Source organism: Ornithinibacillus bavariensis, assembly GCF_050433565.1.
GTDB lineage: Bacteria > Bacillota > Bacilli > Bacillales > Amphibacillaceae > Ornithinibacillus > Ornithinibacillus bavariensis.
On record NZ_JBNPWZ010000009.1, the window covers coordinates 91,810 to 111,051 of the forward strand.

Here is a 19,242-nt window from a genome sequence, read left to right on the forward strand (position 1 = left end):
TTAAATTATAGCATTATTTAGGACAAGTCTGCATAGATATCACTAAGAACACACTAGAGATGATTTTATGCTCTCGAATAAGCGTGGAGGAATGCAACGTGAAAAAGTGGTATCAATTAGATGTCGAACAAGTAGAACAAAAACTGCAAGTAACAGTAAGTAGGGGATTAACCTCAAAGCAGGTCAGTGAAAGACAGAGGCAATATGGCTTCAATGTGTTAGAAACAAATAAACAAACTCCTAGATGGATTATTTTTTTAAAGCAATTTCAGGATTTCATGGTACTAGTGTTACTTGCTGCCACCCTGATTGCAGGAATGTTAGGTGAATTTGTTGACGCAATAGCGATTATGGTCATTGTCCTAGTTAATGGCTGTATTGGTTACTTCCAAGAGCAGAAAGCTGAAAAATCTCTTGAAAAGCTAAAAGAGCTATCAGCCCCGATGGCGAATGTTTTTCGTGATAAGAAGTGGGAAAAGGTAGCTTCTAAAGAATTGGTTATTGGTGATATTGTAAGGTTAAATACTGGTGACAGGGTACCAGCCGATATACGCATTGTAAAATCAGTAAGCCTTGAAACGGAAGAATCGGCATTAACCGGGGAATCACTACCTGTTATGAAGCATGCAGCTGCTATCTCAAGAGGCGATCTGGACGCACAGGATCAAGTTAATATGGGCTTTAAAGGCACGATGGTTTCTCGTGGCTCTGGTATAGGTATTGTTGTTGGTACAGGAATGAATACGGTAATGGGGCAAATTGCTTCCTTAATGTCAAGTACGAAGAAAATACCAACCCCTTTAGAGAGGAAACTGGCAGAGTTAGGCAAAATCTTAATCGTGGTAGCCATTCTTTTGACTATTTTGGTAGTAGTTCTTGGTGTTATACAAGGGCACCCGATATATAATATGTTTCTTGCCGGTGTTTCGTTAGCAGTAGCTGCAATACCTGAGGGATTACCAGCAATAGTTACTGTTGCATTATCATTAGGTGTACAGCGGATGATTCGAAAAAGAGCTATCGTAAGAAAATTATCAGCAGTTGAGACATTGGGCTGTGCATCTGTTATTTGTTCCGATAAAACAGGTACGATGACAGAAAATGAGATGACTGTTAAAGAAATATACTTAAATGGTGAAACTATTACGGTTACTGGAGATGGGTTTGACGTTGAAGGGGACTTTTTAATTGGAAACAAGAAAATTAAACAAGATCATCCTAATTTAGAAAACATGCTCTTATATGGACAGCTTTGTAATAATTCAGAACTACAAATTAAAAAAGGGAAGTATATAGTAAATGGAGATCCAACTGATGGTGCATTATTAGTTGCAGCCCGAAAAATAGGATTATCCCCATTAAGTGGACAAAACGTTGAAATTGTAAAAGAAATTCCTTTTGACTCGGATCGAAAACGGATGAGTGTAATTATAGAAGATGATAATGGTAGACGCTTCCTTATTACAAAAGGAGCCCCTGATGTATTACTACCAAGATGTAATTATGTAGTAGACCAAGAAGGAAGAAAACTATTAAAGAAACATGATAAGGAATTAATTGAACAAGCTATTGATCAGATGGCAGATAAGGCATTAAGGACGATTGCTATAAGTATGCGGCCTTTATCGAAAGACGTTTCACTAGACTCCGCATTTCTTGAAAAGGACTTAACCTTTATTGGATTATATGGGATGATTGATCCACCTCGTAAGGAAGTGAAAGCAGCAATTGCTGAATGTCGTGAAGCAGGAATTAAAACGGTAATGATTACAGGCGACCATGTTAAAACAGCAAGGGCCATTGCAAAGGATTTGAATTTATTACCAGATAATGGGCTAGTTCTAGAGGGTAGTGAATTAAATAAAATGTCTGTAGAAGAGCTTGAAAATATTATTGAAGATGTCTATGTTTTTGCTCGAGTAACACCAGAGCATAAACTAAAAATTGTTAAAGCATTCCAAGCTAGGGGGCATATTGTTGCAATGACAGGAGATGGTGTCAATGATGCCCCAGCGATTAAGGCTAGTGATATAGGTATTAGTATGGGTATAAGTGGAACCGACGTTACAAAGGAAGCATCATCATTGGTATTAATGGATGATAACTTTGCAACGATTAAGTCAGCAATTCAAGAAGGCCGTAATATCTATGAAAATATTAGGAAATTTATTCGTTATCTTTTAGCATCAAATGTAGGAGAAATTTTGGTCATGCTATTTGCAGTTTTACTGGGAATGCCGCTACCATTAGTTCCCGTTCAAATCTTATGGGTGAATTTGGTAACAGATGGCTTGCCAGCTATGGCTTTAGGACTGGATAAACCAGAAGCTGATGTTATGAAACATGGACCACGCAGTCCAAAAGAAGGTGTATTTGCCCGAGGTTTAGGCTTTAAGATTATTACTAGAGGTATTCTAATCGGAATTGTCACCTTAATTGCCTTTATGGTTACTTACCAGAACAATCCGGAAAATCTAGTGTATGGTCAAACAGTAGCATTTACGACATTGGTGATGGCACAGCTTATTCATGTATTTGATTGTCGTAGTGAAAAATCCGTTTTTGAACGCAACCCGTTTGAAAATATATACCTTGTTTTCGCTGTTATCTCCTCCATATTATTGTTATTAGTAGTTATATATTGGGAACCACTACAGCCAATCTTTCACACAATTTCCTTAGGACTACGAGATTGGATGCTTATTCTTGGCTTAGCAGCAATTCCTACTGTATTATTTGGCTTTACAAAAAGATAAAAGCTAAAGACCCTTTCACAATAAATAGTGGAAGGGTCTTCATTTTTCAAGATAGTACTGTAGCTAACGAATATCAACTTAAAAAGCCAACATTATGAAGAAACAGTATTTCATATGCTATAATGATGAAAGAAAATTAAAGTAGGTGTTGGTAGTGGCAAAAAGCATGACAGGCTATGGTTTAAGTACTACTCAGTTCGAAAATACAACAATTACAGTAGAAATTCGTTCAGTTAATCACCGTTTTCTTGATATCATACCGAAATATCCTCGAACATTTTTATTCCTTGAAGATAAGATAAAAATGTTAGTTAAGAATTTTTTTAGCAGAGGCCGTGTGGAATTACATATAAATATAGAAGGAGAAGGATTTGTTCAAAAATCAATTTCTACCGATTGGAAATTATTGGATCAATTTATACAACAATTGAAGGTTGCTAAAGAGCGCTATGGCTTACAGGGTGAAATACCTTTTTCCGTTCTTACACAACTCCCTGACTTAATTACGATTCAAGAGAATGAAGAAAAACCAGATAACTTACAGGAAAATATATTAGCATGTATAGAGGATGCCTGTTTGCAGGTTCTTGAAATGCGCATAGAAGAAGGCAAAAATTTGTTAGATGATATTTTGGAACGGGCTACGATTATTAGGAATATAGTAAGGTCAATAGAAAGTAGAAGAGAAAATGTTATCGATGAGTACCGTACTAGAATTAAACAACGAATGGAAGAGTATATAGAGGATCCAATCACTGTCGATTCTAGTAGACTACACCAAGAGATTGCCCTTTTAGCAGAAAAAGGGGATATAGCGGAGGAAATCACACGATTACATAGTCATTTGGATCAGTTAGAGGAATGGAGTAAGCTAGAGGAGCCAATTGGCCGAAAGCTTGATTTTATCCTGCAAGAGATGAACCGAGAAGCGAATACGGTCGGATCGAAATCAACAGATACAAAAATTAGTGAATGGACTGTTGCAATGAAAAGTGAAATTGAGAGAATAAAGGAACAGGTTCAAAATATAGAGTAATTCCTTTTTTATTGAATATGTTATGTCCTATAAAGTGGATAGGACTAATTTTCTAATATTCTTGTACTTTTAATTTGTTACAAAAGCCTTTATAATAGGTAAGAATGATAAGGGGGAAGTGAAGTGGGACTACAACTAATTAATATTGGGTTTGGTAATGTTGTTTCTGCTAATCGAGTCATTTCCATTGTCTCGCCAGAATCAGCACCTATCAAACGAATTATCTCCGTCGCTCGTGATAATAATAAATTAGTAGATGCTACATATGGACGTAGAACAAGAGCTGTTATTATTACTGATAGTGATCATGTCGTATTATCAGCAGTTCAGCCCGAGACAGTTGGACAGCGAGTACTTAGTCACGAAGAAATGTCTGATGAATGATTTGGTTTATATATAGGAGGAAGCAACTTGATTGATGAGAAAGGAATTTTATTTATTCTCTCTGGGCCATCCGGTGTAGGCAAGGGAACTGTACGTAAGGAATTATTCAAACGAAAGACTGAATTAAAGTATTCAATTTCTATTACGACTAGAGAACAGCGTCCAGGTGAAGTAGATGGTATTGATTATTTCTTCAAAACAAATGAGGAATTTGAATCTTTAATAAAACAAAATAAACTTTTAGAGCATGCAAAGTTTGTTAATAATTATTATGGAACTCCAAGAGAGTATGTAGAGAAAACACTAGCAGAAGGCTACGATGTATTCCTTGAAATTGAGGTTCAAGGCGCGATGCAAGTAAAGCATAATTTTCCTGAGGGTGTTTTTATCTTCTTATTTCCACCGAGCTTAGAGGAATTAAAAAATAGAATAGTTGGTCGTGGTACGGAGACAGAGGATTTAATACTAAATCGATTAAAAGAAGCCCGTAATGAGATTGAAATGATGGATGCTTATGATTATGTAGTTGTCAATGATGATGTTGACAAAGCAGTTAATAAGATTCAATCGATTATTCAGAGTGAACATTGTAAGAGAGAACGTATAGCTGCACAATACAAAAAGATATTGGAGGATGAGTTATAATGATGTTAGAACCGTCTATTGATGCTTTACAAGAAAAGATTAAATCAAAGTATTCTCTTGTAACCTTGTCTGCTAAGAGAGCTAGACAATTACGTGAACTAAAAAATTTACGAATTGAAAGTCCTAAGTCTCATAAATATGTAGGAATGGCACTAGAGGAAATAGCAGCAGAAAAGCTTAAAATAGAAGATGAATAATAATAATGTATATGAATCCCTTACATCTGGTATGTAAGGGATTATTTATTTATTAAATTATGGTATAACTAGACTAGAAGATAATTTTGACCGGGAAAGGTGTTAAGAATGATTAATAAAAATATTTTACTTGGAGTTACTGGAGGAATTGCAGCATATAAGGCATGTGCTCTGACTAGTAAATTACAGCAACAGGGTGCAAATGTGAAAGTAATCATGACAGATAATGCAACAAAGTTTGTATCCCCACTTACATTCCAAGCCTTATCACGGAATCCAGTATACACGGACACATTTGATGAAAAGGATCCTAAAAAAATAGCACATATTGATTTAGCAGATTGGGCAGATATTATCATCTTAGCTCCGGCAACAGCAAATATTATTGGGAAATTAGCAACTGGTATTGCGGATGATATGATTTCCACCACTGTCTTAGCAACAAAAGCTCCTGTCTATATTGCTCCAGCTATGAATGTGAATATGTATAACCATCCATCCGTAATCAATAATATGAAAACTTTATCGGAATATGGTTATCATTTTATTGAACCTGGGTCAGGGTATTTAGCTTGTGGCTGGGTTGGTAAAGGAAGACTGGAGGAACCTGAAACCATTATCCAGGTAATTCAATCACATCAAAGCAATGGTAATTTACTAGCTGGAAAAAAGGTACTAATCTCTGCCGGGCCAACTAGGGAGAAAATTGATCCTGTTCGTTATTTTTCCAATCGTTCTACAGGGAAAATGGGGTTTTCTCTAGCTGAAGCAGCTGCTGAATACGGTGCAGAGGTTACACTCGTTACTGGTCCAGTATTTTTAGAGACTTCACATAAAAACATTAAACGAATCAATGTTACGACAGCTGAAGAAATGTATCAAGCAATGCTGCGTGAATTTCCTTGCAACGACATTGTAATAAAATCTGCTGCCGTAGCTGATTATCGACCTAAGGTAGTCTTTGATGACAAAATAAAAAAACAAGCTGGTAGTATTAAATTTGAAATGGAAAGAACGAAAGATATTCTAGCAGAACTAGGAAGCCAAAAAACACATCAATTCCTAGTGGGGTTTGCTGCCGAAACCCAAAACGTTCTTGAATATGGAAAGGAAAAATTACACCGGAAGCGCTTAGATGCTATCGTGATAAACAATGTGAGTCAAGAGGGCGCAGGATTTGAAAGTGAGACGAATATTGTGACCTATGTCAATCGTAACCATGAAGAATATCAGATTCCTGTCGCTTTAAAAAGTGAGGTCGCCCGACAATTACTACAATTTATATGGAGAGATATGAAGGATGAGGAAGCGTGAATATAGCAAAGGTTATCGTTGATGTCCAAGCGAAGGCCATCAATCAGACATTTGATTATTTAATTCCTGAAAAATTTCGTGATATCCTCTCTGAGGGGATGCGGGTTATCGTGCCTTTTGGACCTAGGAAAATAACCGGTTTTGTTGTTGGGAAAAAGGAAGAGTCAGAATTTAATCAGCTAAAGGAAATAATTGACGTATTGGACATCAATCCCGTTTTAACAGAGGAATTATTAGAACTAGGAAAATGGGTAGCAGAAGACACATTGACCTTATATATTACTGCATACCAGGCAATGCTACCACAGGTGCTGAAAGCGCAATATAAAAAAGAGTTAATTCGCAATACAGATGAAGAATTAGCCCATGAATTAGAGTTTTTATTTGCAGGTCGGGATGTAATTCGTTATGAGGAATTTGTTCAATCGACCGTTCCTTATACAACGCTTAGGAATGCTATCCAAGATGGAGCTATTTCAATTAATTATCTAGTTAAATCGAAGGTAACGAAGAAAGTTATTACGTTTATAGAGCCTAACAAGGAAGCACATCTACTGGAAGAGGCATTTATGGATTTATCATCCTCTGCAAAGAAACAACGACATGTACTTTCCTTTTTTCTAGAGTTTCCAGAGCCTGTTGAGCAACAAAAGTTATATAGCTTAACTAATACGAATCGGGCAGTTATAAAAGCGTTGGTTGACAAGGGTATCTTAAGGGAATACAAAAAAGAGGTATATCGGAATCCGTATGACGACACTTCATTTGAGAAGACATTACCACTACCATTGACGAAACAACAGGAAATGGCTTTGCATCCTATCATAGAGAAGATTCATAATCATAAGCATGATGTGTTTTTAGTTCATGGAGTTACTGGGAGTGGTAAGACAGAAATCTATTTGCAGGCGATTCAAGAAGTAATAAAGCAAGGTAAAGAAGCAATTGTTCTTGTACCCGAAATTTCGCTCACACCACAAATGGTCAAAAGGTTTAAAGGTCGTTTTGGAAGTGATGTTGCTGTCATGCATAGTGCGCTTTCTAATGGAGAGAAGTACGATGAATGGAGAAAAATACATGCGAAGGAAGTAAAAGTAGTGGTTGGTGCAAGATCCGCTATTTTCGCGCCTTTTGAGAATTTAGGAATTATAATAATTGATGAAGAGCATGAAACAACTTATAAACAAGAGGATCAACCAAGGTATCATGCTAGAGATGTGGCAATAAAACGCGGTCAATATCATGAGTGTCCAGTAGTGCTTGGAAGTGCGACACCAACCTTGGAGTCTTATGCACGTGCCAAAAAAGGAGTATATCAGTTAGCAACCCTTGATAAACGGACAAATAATCAGGCTTTGCCCAAGGTCGAAATTGTTGATATGCGTAATGAGCTGCACGAAGGGAATCGTTCGATGTTTTCTATCGCTTTAAAAAGGGAGATGGAGAGTGCGATAGAACGTGGTGAACAGATAGTATTACTATTAAATCGTAGAGGATATTCAACATTTGTAATGTGTCGTGATTGTGGTCACGTAAAACGATGTCCACATTGCGATATAGCCTTAACGTATCATAAAAATAGTAATCAATTAAAATGCCACTATTGTGGATATGAGGAGAGAATGCCCCATCTTTGTCCAGAATGTAATAGCGAGTCTATTCGGTATTTCGGAACTGGTACACAACGGGTAGAAGAAGCACTAAACCAATTAATGCCACATGCTAGAGTCATTCGAATGGATGTAGATACAACAAGGAAAAAAGGGGCCCATGAAAAATTATTAAAGCGGTTTGCCAATAAAGAAGCTGATATTTTACTTGGAACCCAGATGATAGCAAAAGGTCTTGATTTTGCTAATGTCACTTTAGTTGGTGTTTTAACTTCTGATTCGATGCTCCATCTGCCAGACTTTCGATCTAGTGAAAAAACATTTCAGTTACTAACTCAAGTCAGTGGCCGTGCCGGTCGACATGAGTTACCTGGAAAGGTTATTGTTCAATCATACACACCTGACCATTACAGTATCCAATTAGCAAGTGAGTACGATTTCGAAAAGTTTTTCCTGTATGAAATGCAAATTCGAAAGAAATTTAGATATCCACCTTATGTGTATTTAGCATTAATAACAGTATCCCATCAAAACCACGTAAAAGCTGTCCAAATTACTAGTCGTATCGCACAGCTTCTTTTAAAAGTTGTGGGAAAGGATACAATTGTATTAGGCCCAACACCTTCTCCAATTGCAAGGATGAAGGATAGATATCGCTACCAATGCATGATAAAATACAAAAATGAACCGGAGCTAAGATCAACTATTAAAAAAGTGATGGATTTATATGCAGACGAAATGCGGAAAGAGGATCTATCCATCACTGTTGATATGCAGCCTTATCACCTAATGTAGAAAGAGGTATGATGATGAAACGAATTGCTTTTATGGGAACACCGGATTTTTCAGTTCCAATTTTAAATTCACTTATACATTCAGAGTATGAAGTTGTTTTAGTGGTAACACAGCCAGATAGACCAAAAGGAAGAAAAAAGGTTATCACATCACCACCAGTTAAAGTAGAAGCTGAAAAACATGGAATTCCAGTCTTTCAGCCGGAAAAAATACGTCATGAATATGAGCAGATTCTATCCTATAAGCCCGATATTATTGTTACAGCGGCATTTGGGCAAATATTACCTAAAGAACTTTTGGAAGGACCTAAGTTTGGCTGTGTTAATGTTCATGCATCCCTTCTTCCAGAGCTTAGAGGTGGGGCTCCGATACATTACGCGATAATGGAAGGTAAGAAGGAAACGGGAATCACGATTATGTATATGGCAGAGAAATTAGATGCTGGAGATATTTTGACGCAACGAAGTATCCGAATAGAGGTTAATGATCATGTTGGATCGATGCATGATAAGCTCTCTATTGTTGGTGCAGAGCTCTTAATGGAAACTTTACCGAAGCTATTTGCCGGGGAGATTACGGCTGTAAAGCAGGATGAGGAAAAGGCTACCTTTGCTGCCAATATTAAGCGAGAGCAGGAAGAAATAGACTGGAATAAAGCCAATAATGAAATTTATAATCATATTCGAGGGTTACATCCATGGCCGGTCGCTTTTACAACTTATGCTGGTCAAACAATGAAAATTTGGTGGGGGGAGCCTATTGATAAGCAGTACAGTGGAACCCCTGGTATGATTGTAGAAAAAGAGCCTACCAATGAAGCATTTATCGTAATATGTGGTAATAATAAGGGAATTCGCATTACCGAAATACAACCTGCAGGAAAAAAGCGAATGTCTGTTAAGGATTATTTGCAAGGATCCGGTGACCGGATAAAAGTAGGAATGAAATTGGGAGAATAACATGGATAAATACTTGCTAAGAAATACTGCAATTGACTTATTACTCCGTATTGAACAAGACAATGGATATAGCCACTTACTCATTAGTCATGAAATGAAGTCTAAGCATATAGCACCCAAGGATGAGGGATTATTAACCGAAATTGTATACGGAACTACAGCACGAAAGATAACTTTGGATTATTATATTAATAATTTTATTAGTCAAAAGAAAAAACTGAAGCCATGGGTACATACATTGCTTCGTATGTCCGTTTATCAAATGATTTATTTGGATAAAGTTCCAGACCATGCAATCATTCATGAAGCAGTTGAAATTGCTAAACAAAGGGGTCATAAAGGAATCGCATCTTTGGTGAATGCTGTCCTTCGAAGTATTCAACGAAGTGGGGTACCAGATACCAATACAATCACAGATGATGTGAAGCGATTATCGGTGGAAACCAGCCACCCAGAATGGTTAATCAAACGATGGATGAGTCATTATGGCTATGAAACAACGAGAGAAATGTGTCTAGCAAATCTACACCATAAACCGATTTCAATTCGTATCCAACCGATGAAAATAACTAGGGAACAGGCCATAGACATTTTAAGAAAAGAAGGATATGAAGTATCTGAATCTATGTTTTCTCCGCAAGGAATTATTATTGAAAAAGGAAACATTCTAAAGTCCTCCCTCTTTAATGAAGGCATAGTTACTATTCAGGATCAAAGCTCGATGCTTGTAGGGGAAATGATTTCTGTAAAGCCAGGTCAGACGGTATTGGATGCATGTAGTGCTCCAGGTGGAAAGGCAACACATATTGCTGAGAAAATGGAAGACAAAGGCGTCATCTATGCACATGACTTACATGAAAAGAAAATCAAGCTCATTCAAAATAAGGCGAAGGAGCTCAATATTACCATTATTAATGCTAAAGCTTGGGATGCTAGAAAATTACAGGAATGCTATGAACCGAATACATTTGATCGAATTTTAGTGGATGCTCCATGCTCTGGATTGGGAGTCATGAGAGGAAAGCCCGATATAAAATATAACAAAAAAGAGTCAGATATTGAAAAACTAGCTGAAATACAGCAGCATATCTTAGCTAACGTTTCCCCGTTGTTGAAGATAGGTGGCTTGTTACTATATAGCACATGTACGGTTGACTCAATGGAAAATGAAGATGTTGTCAATAAATTTTTGAAGTCACACAAGAACTTTGAAATTGATAAACACTTTTTTTCTGAACTACCTAATGAGTTACGTCATTCGTTAGGGGTTTCCGAATACGGATTGCAGCTTTTTCCACAAACCTTTCAAACCGATGGATTTTTCTTAACAAGATTGAAGCGTATTAAATAGTTATTTTCGTAATAAAAGTTATAGAAAAAAATATTCTTATTTGGCAATTTGTGTAATACTTATATACAAATATTAGGTGTTGCTAGATTTAAGGGGTGGAACAATGGAAGGACACTTTTGGACCGACAGAGGTCAGGTCAGAAGTCATAATGAGGATGCAGGTGGAATATACCAAAATAATTTAGGTCAGTATCTTGCCCTTATTGCTGACGGTATGGGGGGACATCAAGCCGGTGATGTTGCTAGTGGGATGGCTACTACTATACTTGAAAAAAAGTGGTTAGACAGTGAGGGGATCTCCTCGCCTGAGGAAGCGGAAGAATGGTTAAAGCATGCCTTACAAGAAGCTAATACTGCCATCTTCCACCATTCCTTAGAGAAGGAAGAATGTCAAGGTATGGGAACTACTATCGTTGTCGCAATATGTACATCAGAATTTATCACTGTGGCCCATATTGGGGATAGTCGTTGTTACTTATATAATGAATATAGTTTTAAACAAATAACAGAGGACCATTCTTTAGTCAATGCACTTGTTCAATCCGGACAGATTTCAAAAGATGATGCACTTGTTCATCCACGGAAAAATGTTGTCCTTAAGGCCCTTGGAACTGGTGAAACCGTAGAACCCGACATCCAAACCATTAGCTGGGAGGCTTGCGATAGAATTTTACTTTGTTCCGATGGCTTAACCGACAAGGTACGAGACCAAGAACTAGCAGAATTTATGAAGTCTTCTAATAAGCTAGCTGATGTTGGCACACGACTTGTAAATTTAGCGAACGAGCGTGGTGGTGAGGATAATGTTTCAATAGTTATTCTACAGCATGATTCCACCGAGGAGGAAGGTGAAACATCATGTTAAAAGGTCACTTACTGGATGAACGTTACCGAATAATTGAAAAAATAGGTGGAGGCGGGATGGCAGATGTCTACCTGGCTGATGATACTATTTTAGATCGTAAAGTAGCGATAAAGGTATTACGATTAGAATATGCAAATGATGAAGAGTTTATTGCAAGATTTGATCGAGAAGCTCAATCTGCTACAAGTCTTTCCCACCCAAACATTGTTTCGATTTTTGATGTTGGAGAAGAAGACCAGATCCTTTATATGGTAATGGAATATGTTGACGGAATGACACTTAAGGAATTTATTCAAAAGTATGGTCCACTTGATGTTACTGAGGCTATTAATATCATGAAACAAATTACTGCTGCGATTACCCATGCCCATGAAAATGGTATTGTTCATCGTGACATAAAGCCGCAAAATATTTTAATTGATACATATGGTCATATAAAGGTAACGGATTTTGGTATTGCTATAGCATTAAGTGCTACATCTCTTACACAAACAAATTCAATATTAGGCTCTGTACATTACTTGTCCCCTGAACAGGCAAGGGGAGGGCTGGCAACTAAAAAGTCAGATATATATTCTTTAGGAATTGTATTATTTGAAATGCTAACCGGCAGATTACCATTTTCTGGACAATCGCCTGTCTCTATTGCTTTAAAACATTTACAAAGTGAAACACCATCAGTACGTAATTATAGTCCAGATGTTCCACAGAGTGTGGAAAATATAGTATTAAAGGCCACCGCAAAGGATCCTTTCCATCGGTATAATACAGTTTATGATATGGAAGAAAGTTTAGAAGTAGCTCTTTTACCTGAAAATTTAAATGAACCTAAATATGTTCCTCCAGAGGAAGTAGGAGAGGAAACAAAAGCAATCCCAATAATAACTGAGAGTAATTTAGCTAATCTTCACCAAGACACGATTGTTCATCAAACAAATGGTGAGACGAAAAAAGTTACACCTGGACAGGCTCCAGATGGGGGCATTAAAAAGAAAATTAAAAAGAAAAAGAAACGAAATAAAAAATGGCTTATTATTTCCATTGTATTGTTTGCCTTATTAGCCATTCTATTGGTGACTGCTCTTGTAATTTCTGCTACAAAGCCTAAGGATGTAAAAATTCCTGATGTAATAGGCTGGGAGTTTAGTGAAGCAGAGGAAGAATTAGAATTAAATAAATTAAAGGTAGCGAAAGAAGAGGTTATTTCGAATGATGTGGAGGAAGGGTTAGTTGTAAGAACCGACCCAAGGCCAGGTAGAACCGTTAAAGAGGATTCCACAATTACTGTTTTTGTAAGTAAAGGAAAAGAAAAAATAGAATTTGGTAATTATGTTGGACAACAAATTGAAGACGTAAAGAGAATTCTTGATGCGAAAAAGTATAAGGCCGTCATTGTATATGAAGAATTTTCTGATCGTCCTGTAGGAGAAATTTTAAAGCAGATTGAGCCTGAGCCAGGGGAAGAGGTAATCCCTGAAGAAACATCGGTGATCTTCGAAGTGAGTAAAGGAAAAGAGCCAATTAAGTTAAATAATTTAGAAGGATTAACTGAGGCTGAAGCTCGTGAATATCTCGAGTCTAATGGTCTTACAGTAAGTGTGAAAAAGGAAAATTCCGAATCAGTTCCTATGGGCCACGTTATTAGACAAGATCCTAATGCAAATTCAGAGGTAAATGAGGGAGACACTGTAGTTGTTTATATCTCAATAGGACCTAAGGAACTACCCCCTAGGTCTCATACGGTACAGCTATTTATAAAATATACCGGAGATGACAATAACAATGAAGAAGATCACGAAAATAAACAACCAAGTCCACAAAAGGTAAGAATATATATAGAAGATATGGTACACAAGGATATTGCTGTCGTTTATGAAGAATTTACAATTACTGATGATGTGCAGCGAACAATTGATTTAAAGGTAGCTCCTAAAAGTACAGCAAGGTACCGTGTCTTACGAGACGATGAAGTAATTTATGACGAAACGATTCCATATGAAGAAGGTGAATAAATGCCAGAAGGCAGAATAATTAAAGCTTTAAGTGGATTCTATTACGTACAATCAGATGAAGGAATTTTTCAGTGCAAAGGTAGAGGAGTATTCAGAAAGAAGAATATAACACCACTTGTTGGAGATTTTGTCTCATTCGATATTCGAGAGGAAAGTGAAGGGTATATTACAGAAATAGAGCCTAGGACGAATGAATTAATTCGTCCCCCTATTTCGAATATCACACAGGCATTTATTGTTAGTTCTGCAGTAATGCCAGATTTTAGTACAACTCTACTTGATCGATTCCTTGTCCATATAGAAGCAAAAGGAATAAAACCAATTATTTTCATTACTAAAATAGACTTATTGACAGAAAAACAGTTGAAAATGATAGAAGCGTACAAAAAGGATTACGAAAACATCGGATACCAGGTTGAGTTGTTCTCATCAAAGGAACCACAAACAGTTGAAAATGTAACGAAATATTTATCCAATCATGTTACTGTAATAGCAGGTCAATCTGGTGTTGGTAAATCTTCTTTAATAAATTCACTTCGTCCGGATTTATTATTACAAACTGCAGATATTTCTAAAAGCTTAGGACGTGGAAAACATACGACAAGACATGTTGAATTAATTGAGATCTATCGAGGGTTAGTTGCAGACACTCCTGGATTCAGTGCTTTAGATTTTGAACATATAGAGGCTATCGAATTGTCCGATTGTTTTCCTGAAATTAGAGAGCTTCATGACCAGTGTAAATTTAGAGGATGTCTGCACGCAAAGGAACCGAAATGTGCAGTAAAAGCTGCAGTAGAAGAACATAGAATTCCAAGCTATCGCTATGAGCATTACATTAGTTTTTTGGAAGAAATACATTCAAGAAAGCCGAGGTATTAACATGGTAAAAATAGCACCTTCAATCTTATCAGCAAACTTCGCTAAGCTTGGCGATGAAATAATAGACGTAGATAAAGGAGGAGCAGACTACATACATGTAGATGTAATGGATGGAAATTTTGTACCGAATATTACCATTGGACCATTAATTGTGGAAGCTATTAAACCAATAACAAGTCTTCCACTTGATGTTCATTTAATGATTGATAATCCAGATTTATATATTCCAGTATTCGCAAATGCTGGTGCATCCATTATTACTGTTCATCAAGAAGCAACGGTGCACTTACACCGGACGATTCAGTTAATAAAAAGTAACGGAGTAAAAGCGGGAGTTGCACTAAATCCAGGAACACCAGTTGAAATGATTAAGGATGTATTAGGTGAAATAGATCTAGTTCTTATCATGACAGTAAATCCTGGCTTTGGTGGACAATCCTTTATACCATTTACAATTGATAAAATTAAGCAAATTGCCGAGTGGCGGGATCAATATGGCTTTGATTTTGAAATCGAAGTAGATGGTGGTGTTAATACGACTACTGCTAAGAGCTGTGCACAAGCTGGAGCAGATGTATTAGTAGCAGGTAGTGCAGTCTATAATCAAAATGATAGAGAACAAGCAATCCTACAGATTCGCCAAGCTGTAGAAAAGTAGGGAAAAGTGTATGAATACGGTAGCAATCGTTGGAAATGGACCTCTTGAAAATATACCTGACTTAGCTCTCTATCGGGATGCGGTTAATATATGGATAGGTGCTGACAGAGGTGCATTAACTATTTTGGAGCATAAGCTTCAACTCGATTATGCACATGGAGACTTTGACTCTGTTTCTGATATAGATAAAGAACGGATAAAAAACAGTGCGAACTATTTTCAAGAATATCCTATCGAAAAGGATAAGACGGATCTAGAGATTGCACTTGAACATGCTTTATCCCTTCAGCCAGATAGAATCTATATTTTTGGGGCGACAGGTGGTCGTCTAGATCATATGCTAATTAATGTGCAATTACTAAACATTGTTGTGAAACAACAGATTAACGCTATTATTATTGATAAACAAAACAAAATCGAATGGACATGTCCCGGAACTTATACAATCGAAAAAGACGAAGAATATGAAATGATTTCGTTTCTTTCGATGACAGAGGAAGTTCGAGGATTGACCCTGACAGGGTTTTACTATCCATTAACAAATCATACTATTAAAATGGGCTCAACTCTTTCCATATCTAATCACTTGATTTCAAATTATGGTACTTTTTCGTACGATAAAGGCATAGTATTAGTTGTAAGGAGTCGTGGTTAAAAATACGACTCATGGTAAGCGTGTTGGATATGGAGGAGGGCGAACTCATGAAATTTTATACAATTAAGCTCCCTAGAGTAGTCGGAGGATTTGTACGTGTAGTAATTGGAATTTTTAAAAGAGAGAAGTAATCAACCCTTTGCTTTTGTCGTTATTAGGCAGAAGCAATTTTTTTGGAAAAAGTACAGGCATAAAAATTTTATACGAAGTACACGGATCCGATGTTACTCTAAACTAAAAAATAAGGATTAGGAGCGCGGTAGCTTGGTAAAACCTTGCATTGTTTTCTTCGTCTGTTGGGTCTTTTCCTTCTAGAGCTAACATTCTTGGGATATTAGCCTTTTTACCAATCACAGTCCGAAAAATATTGTAGTTTCTCCTCTTGAGCTATTAAAATAGTGAATAAACGAAAAAAGCACCCGGTTTAAAAGGGTGCTTTTGGCTAATAACTAATGTAACAGTATATTATACGCGTTCTACTTTACCTGATTTAAGAGCGCGTGCAGATACATAAACACGTTTAGGTTTTCCATCTACCATAATACGAACTTTTTGCACATTAGCTTTCCATTTACGCTTGTTGGAATTCATAGCGTGAGAGCGTTGGTTTCCACTGCTAGTTTTACGACCAGTTACAACACATTTTCTTGCCATGGTAATCCCTCCTACTCTAACAAATGTCTTTGAATACTTATACAATTTACCACAAGTAAGAGATTATTGCAATAAGTATATAAAGAAATATCACTTGACAGAATTAATGGAATCGTTCATTGTAATAAGAGGCGAAAACGTTCGCCCTATCCATTTCTTGCTAAATTTTATAGCCATAATTAGGAAAGTATATAAAGAGATTCAACGACCGTAAAGTGCAAAAATGTATCGCTTGTAGTAAAATATCCTTAAGATCAAGGAACCTAAAGGAGGATAATTATGTCCATTGAGTTGAATACAAAAGACGGTCATGTAACCATTACAAATGACGTAATTGCAACGATAGCTGGAGGAACCGCAGTCGAGTGCTATGGTATTGTCGGAATGGCTTCTAAAAGCCAAATTAAGGACGGTATAGCGGAAATACTGCGAAAAGAAAACTATTCACGAGGAATTGTGGTTAGACAGGAAGATAACGCACTACATATTGATATGTATATCATCGTTAGCTATGGAACGAAAATATCTGAGGTTGCGCATAATGTTCAGTCACAGGTTAAATATACATTGAGTAAAACACTTGGACTAGAAATCGATTCTGTCAATATTTACATACAAGGAGTACGTGTAGCAAAAGACTAATTTTGCTCACCGGTTTAAAGGGAGGAACTATTGTGGCAGTACAAAAGCTAGATGGCAAATTATTTTCCCAAATGGTACTCGCTGGAGCACACCATTTAACGAATAATGCCAAGAAAATTGATGCGCTAAATGTATTCCCTGTACCAGATGGTGATACAGGTACGAATATGAATTTATCCATGACCTCAGGCGCAAATGAGGTAAAGAAACAAAAGTCTGAAAATATCTCTGAGGTTGCTGGAGCCTTTTCAAAGGGTCTATTAATGGGTGCTAGAGGAAACTCAGGTGTTATTCTTTCACAGATTTTTAGAGGCTTTGCAAAGGGAATGGATAATAAAGCTACATTAACAACACATGATTTAGCGGTTGCTTTCGATTCAGGTGTCCAAACTGCATATAAGGCTGTAATGAAACCAGTTGAGGGAACTATTCTAACCGTCGCAAAGGATGCCGCAAAGAAAGCTGTAGAAGTAGCAAGAAATGAAGATGATGTCATTACACTAATGGAAATGGTACTCAAAGAAGCAAAAGCATCATTAAAGCGCACACCAGATTTACTTCCAGTCTTAAAGGAAGTAGGAGTGGTGGATTCAGGTGGTCAAGGACTTGTTACAGTATATGAGGGCTTCTTAGCAGCGCTAAAAGGTGAAGAGCTTCCGGAAGAATCTGATATAGTTGAAATGGATGATTTAGTAAGTGCAGAACATCATCGTTCTGCACAGGACTTTATGAATACAGCTGATATTGAATTCGGTTATTGTACGGAATTTATGGTTAAGTTTGAAGAAGAAAAATTAAAAGAACATCCTTTTGATGAAACAGCTTTTCGTAACGAGTTAAGTGAACATGGTGATTCTTTACTCGTTGTTTCGGATGATGAAATTGTTAAAGTGCACGTTCATACAGAATATCCAGGTAATGTGCTAACAATAGGACAGCGTCACGGTAGCTTGATTAACATGAAAATTGAGAATATGCGTGAACAGCATACTGCTATTGTCGGTGAACAAAAAGCAGCTACAAAGCCAAAGGAAAAAGCAGAATTTGGGATCGTAACAGTTGCAATGGGTTCAGGATTGAAGACCCTTTTTGAAAGTCTTGGTGCCACTGTGGTTATTGAAGGTGGACAAACTATGAATCCTAGTACACAGGACATTGCAACCGCTATTGAAAAAGCATATGCAAAGAATGTCGTTGTATTACCAAATAATAAAAACATTGTTATGGCTGCAGAACAAGCAGCTGATGTAGTAGATGTAAATGTTGCAGTGGTTGCAACAAAAACAATCCCACAAGGAATTAGTGCGTTATTAGCTTTCCACCCAGAAGAGGACTTGGAGGCCAATAAAAATAATATGACTGAAGCAAGTTCTCATGTTAAGACCGGCCAAATCACGTATGCAGTAAGGGATACGCAAATTGATGGAATTCATATTGAGAATGGTAACTTCATGGGAATTAATGATGGAAAAATTGTTACCTCCCATAAAGATCGATTTGAAGCAGTAAAAGAGCTCTTCAAAGATCTGATTACGGAGGATGACGAGATTTTAACTATTCTGTATGGGGAAGATGTTGACGAAGCGGAAGTGAATCAGCTTGTAAGCTTTGTCGAAGAAAATTACGAGGAAGTTGAAATCGAAGTTCATGACGGTAAGCAACCAATTTATTCGTATATTTTTTCAGTGGAATAAGGAAAAATAGCGTAACTACCTATAGAGTTATGCTTGACAATAATTATCCGCCCGTAAAACGGGCGGTTTTAGTTTCGCCCTATAAGGGCACTTTACCAACGTGGCCCCTAAAGGGGCTTTTTGAATTGACCGT

Annotated in this window: 18 protein-coding genes; 17 read left to right on the forward strand and 1 reads right to left on the reverse strand. The window is 37.0% G+C overall.

The window, feature by feature from the left end; genetic code table 11:
• Window positions 1-59: 59 nt before the first annotated feature.
• The 15 genes from HNR27_RS14395 to spoVM all read left to right on the forward strand — a co-directional run bounded on the left by HNR27_RS14395 (window position 60) and on the right by spoVM (window position 16,250).
• Window positions 60-2,756, forward strand: coding sequence for a calcium-translocating P-type ATPase, SERCA-type (locus HNR27_RS14395; protein ID WP_429340258.1), 2,697 nt, complete (start codon window positions 60-62; stop codon window positions 2,754-2,756).
• A 154-nt stretch (window positions 2,757-2,910) separates the two neighbouring features.
• Window positions 2,911-3,792 (forward strand): YicC/YloC family endoribonuclease, encoded by an 882-nt coding sequence (locus HNR27_RS14400; RefSeq protein ID WP_429340259.1) that lies wholly within the window; start codon window positions 2,911-2,913, stop codon window positions 3,790-3,792.
• A 123-nt stretch (window positions 3,793-3,915) separates the two neighbouring features.
• The gene (remA, locus tag HNR27_RS14405; RefSeq protein ID WP_212919586.1) at window positions 3,916-4,176 is read left to right on the forward strand and encodes an extracellular matrix/biofilm regulator RemA; all 261 of its coding nucleotides are present in this window, start codon (window positions 3,916-3,918) and stop codon (window positions 4,174-4,176) included.
• Between the two features lie 27 nt (window positions 4,177-4,203).
• Window positions 4,204-4,821 (forward strand): guanylate kinase, encoded by a 618-nt coding sequence (gene gmk / locus HNR27_RS14410; RefSeq protein WP_212919587.1) that lies wholly within the window; start codon window positions 4,204-4,206, stop codon window positions 4,819-4,821.
• Window positions 4,821-5,018 carry a DNA-directed RNA polymerase subunit omega gene (gene rpoZ, locus HNR27_RS14415; RefSeq protein WP_212919588.1) on the forward strand — a complete coding sequence of 66 codons (198 nt, stop codon included), beginning with the start codon at window positions 4,821-4,823 and terminating at the stop codon, window positions 5,016-5,018. The genes gmk and rpoZ overlap by 1 nt, the downstream gene beginning before the upstream one ends.
• Before the next feature lie 108 nt (window positions 5,019-5,126).
• Window positions 5,127-6,332: a bifunctional phosphopantothenoylcysteine decarboxylase/phosphopantothenate--cysteine ligase CoaBC gene (coaBC, locus tag HNR27_RS14420; protein WP_429340260.1), complete on the forward strand. Its 1,206-nt coding sequence runs from the start codon at window positions 5,127-5,129 to the stop codon at window positions 6,330-6,332.
• Window positions 6,329-8,737: a primosomal protein N' gene (priA, locus tag HNR27_RS14425; RefSeq protein WP_429340261.1), complete on the forward strand. Its 2,409-nt coding sequence runs from the start codon at window positions 6,329-6,331 to the stop codon at window positions 8,735-8,737. The genes coaBC and priA overlap by 4 nt, the downstream gene beginning before the upstream one ends.
• A gap of 14 nt (window positions 8,738-8,751) precedes the next feature.
• Window positions 8,752-9,696, forward strand: a complete 945-nt coding sequence (fmt, locus tag HNR27_RS14430; RefSeq protein WP_429340262.1) for a methionyl-tRNA formyltransferase — start codon at window positions 8,752-8,754, stop codon at window positions 9,694-9,696.
• A gap of 1 nt (window position 9,697) precedes the next feature.
• Window positions 9,698-11,047 carry a 16S rRNA (cytosine(967)-C(5))-methyltransferase RsmB gene (gene rsmB, locus HNR27_RS14435; protein ID WP_429340263.1) on the forward strand — a complete coding sequence of 450 codons (1,350 nt, stop codon included), beginning with the start codon at window positions 9,698-9,700 and terminating at the stop codon, window positions 11,045-11,047.
• Window positions 11,048-11,150: 103 nt separating this feature from the next.
• Window positions 11,151-11,912 (forward strand): Stp1/IreP family PP2C-type Ser/Thr phosphatase, encoded by a 762-nt coding sequence (locus tag HNR27_RS14440; RefSeq protein WP_429340264.1) that lies wholly within the window; start codon window positions 11,151-11,153, stop codon window positions 11,910-11,912.
• The gene (gene pknB, locus HNR27_RS14445) at window positions 11,906-13,924 is read left to right on the forward strand and encodes a Stk1 family PASTA domain-containing Ser/Thr kinase (protein ID WP_429340265.1); all 2,019 of its coding nucleotides are present in this window, start codon (window positions 11,906-11,908) and stop codon (window positions 13,922-13,924) included. The genes HNR27_RS14440 and pknB overlap by 7 nt, the downstream gene beginning before the upstream one ends.
• Complete coding sequence (rsgA, locus tag HNR27_RS14450) at window positions 13,925-14,806, forward strand: ribosome small subunit-dependent GTPase A (RefSeq protein ID WP_429340266.1); 882 nt, start codon at window positions 13,925-13,927, stop codon at window positions 14,804-14,806.
• A 1-nt stretch (window position 14,807) separates the two neighbouring features.
• Window positions 14,808-15,464 carry a ribulose-phosphate 3-epimerase gene (gene rpe / locus HNR27_RS14455; RefSeq protein WP_429340267.1) on the forward strand — a complete coding sequence of 219 codons (657 nt, stop codon included), beginning with the start codon at window positions 14,808-14,810 and terminating at the stop codon, window positions 15,462-15,464.
• Window positions 15,465-15,474: 10 nt separating this feature from the next.
• Complete coding sequence (locus HNR27_RS14460) at window positions 15,475-16,119, forward strand: thiamine diphosphokinase (RefSeq protein ID WP_429340268.1); 645 nt, start codon at window positions 15,475-15,477, stop codon at window positions 16,117-16,119.
• A gap of 47 nt (window positions 16,120-16,166) precedes the next feature.
• Window positions 16,167-16,250, forward strand: coding sequence for a stage V sporulation protein SpoVM (gene spoVM / locus HNR27_RS14465; RefSeq protein ID WP_212920039.1), 84 nt, complete (start codon window positions 16,167-16,169; stop codon window positions 16,248-16,250).
• A gap of 334 nt (window positions 16,251-16,584) precedes the next feature.
• Here the strand turns inward: spoVM and rpmB are convergent, their stop codons facing one another.
• Complete coding sequence (rpmB, locus tag HNR27_RS14470; protein WP_212919598.1) at window positions 16,585-16,773, reverse strand: 50S ribosomal protein L28; 189 nt, start codon at window positions 16,771-16,773, stop codon at window positions 16,585-16,587.
• 279 nt (window positions 16,774-17,052) lie between these two features.
• Here rpmB and HNR27_RS14475 point away from each other — a divergent pair, with 279 nt between their 5' ends.
• Complete coding sequence (locus HNR27_RS14475; protein WP_212919599.1) at window positions 17,053-17,415, forward strand: Asp23/Gls24 family envelope stress response protein; 363 nt, start codon at window positions 17,053-17,055, stop codon at window positions 17,413-17,415.
• 32 nt (window positions 17,416-17,447) lie between these two features.
• A complete protein-coding gene (locus HNR27_RS14480; protein ID WP_429340269.1) occupies window positions 17,448-19,109 on the forward strand; it encodes a DAK2 domain-containing protein in 1,662 nt (553 codons plus the stop codon).
• Window positions 19,110-19,242 lie beyond the last annotated feature (133 nt).

Excerpts from the sequence above, each read along its gene's own strand:
- rpoZ (WP_212919588.1), top strand. The coding sequence starts at position 4,821 with ATGATGTTAGAACCGTCTATTGATGCTTTACAAGAAAAGATTAAATCA.
- spoVM (WP_212920039.1), top strand. The coding sequence starts at position 16,167 with ATGAAATTTTATACAATTAAGCTCCCTAGAGTAGTCGGAGGATTTGTA.
- rsmB (WP_429340263.1), top strand. The coding sequence starts at position 9,698 with ATGGATAAATACTTGCTAAGAAATACTGCAATTGACTTATTACTCCGT.
- rpmB (WP_212919598.1), bottom strand. The coding sequence starts at position 16,773 with ATGGCAAGAAAATGTGTTGTAACTGGTCGTAAAACTAGCAGTGGAAAC.
- rsgA (WP_429340266.1), top strand. The coding sequence starts at position 13,925 with ATGCCAGAAGGCAGAATAATTAAAGCTTTAAGTGGATTCTATTACGTA.
- rpe (WP_429340267.1), top strand. The coding sequence starts at position 14,808 with ATGGTAAAAATAGCACCTTCAATCTTATCAGCAAACTTCGCTAAGCTT.
- fmt (WP_429340262.1), top strand. The coding sequence starts at position 8,752 with ATGAAACGAATTGCTTTTATGGGAACACCGGATTTTTCAGTTCCAATT.
- HNR27_RS14395 (WP_429340258.1), top strand. The coding sequence starts at position 60 with ATGATTTTATGCTCTCGAATAAGCGTGGAGGAATGCAACGTGAAAAAG.
- coaBC (WP_429340260.1), top strand. The coding sequence starts at position 5,127 with ATGATTAATAAAAATATTTTACTTGGAGTTACTGGAGGAATTGCAGCA.
- HNR27_RS14440 (WP_429340264.1), top strand. The coding sequence starts at position 11,151 with ATGGAAGGACACTTTTGGACCGACAGAGGTCAGGTCAGAAGTCATAAT.
- pknB (WP_429340265.1), top strand. The coding sequence starts at position 11,906 with ATGTTAAAAGGTCACTTACTGGATGAACGTTACCGAATAATTGAAAAA.
- HNR27_RS14460 (WP_429340268.1), top strand. The coding sequence starts at position 15,475 with ATGAATACGGTAGCAATCGTTGGAAATGGACCTCTTGAAAATATACCT.
- HNR27_RS14475 (WP_212919599.1), top strand. The coding sequence starts at position 17,053 with ATGTCCATTGAGTTGAATACAAAAGACGGTCATGTAACCATTACAAAT.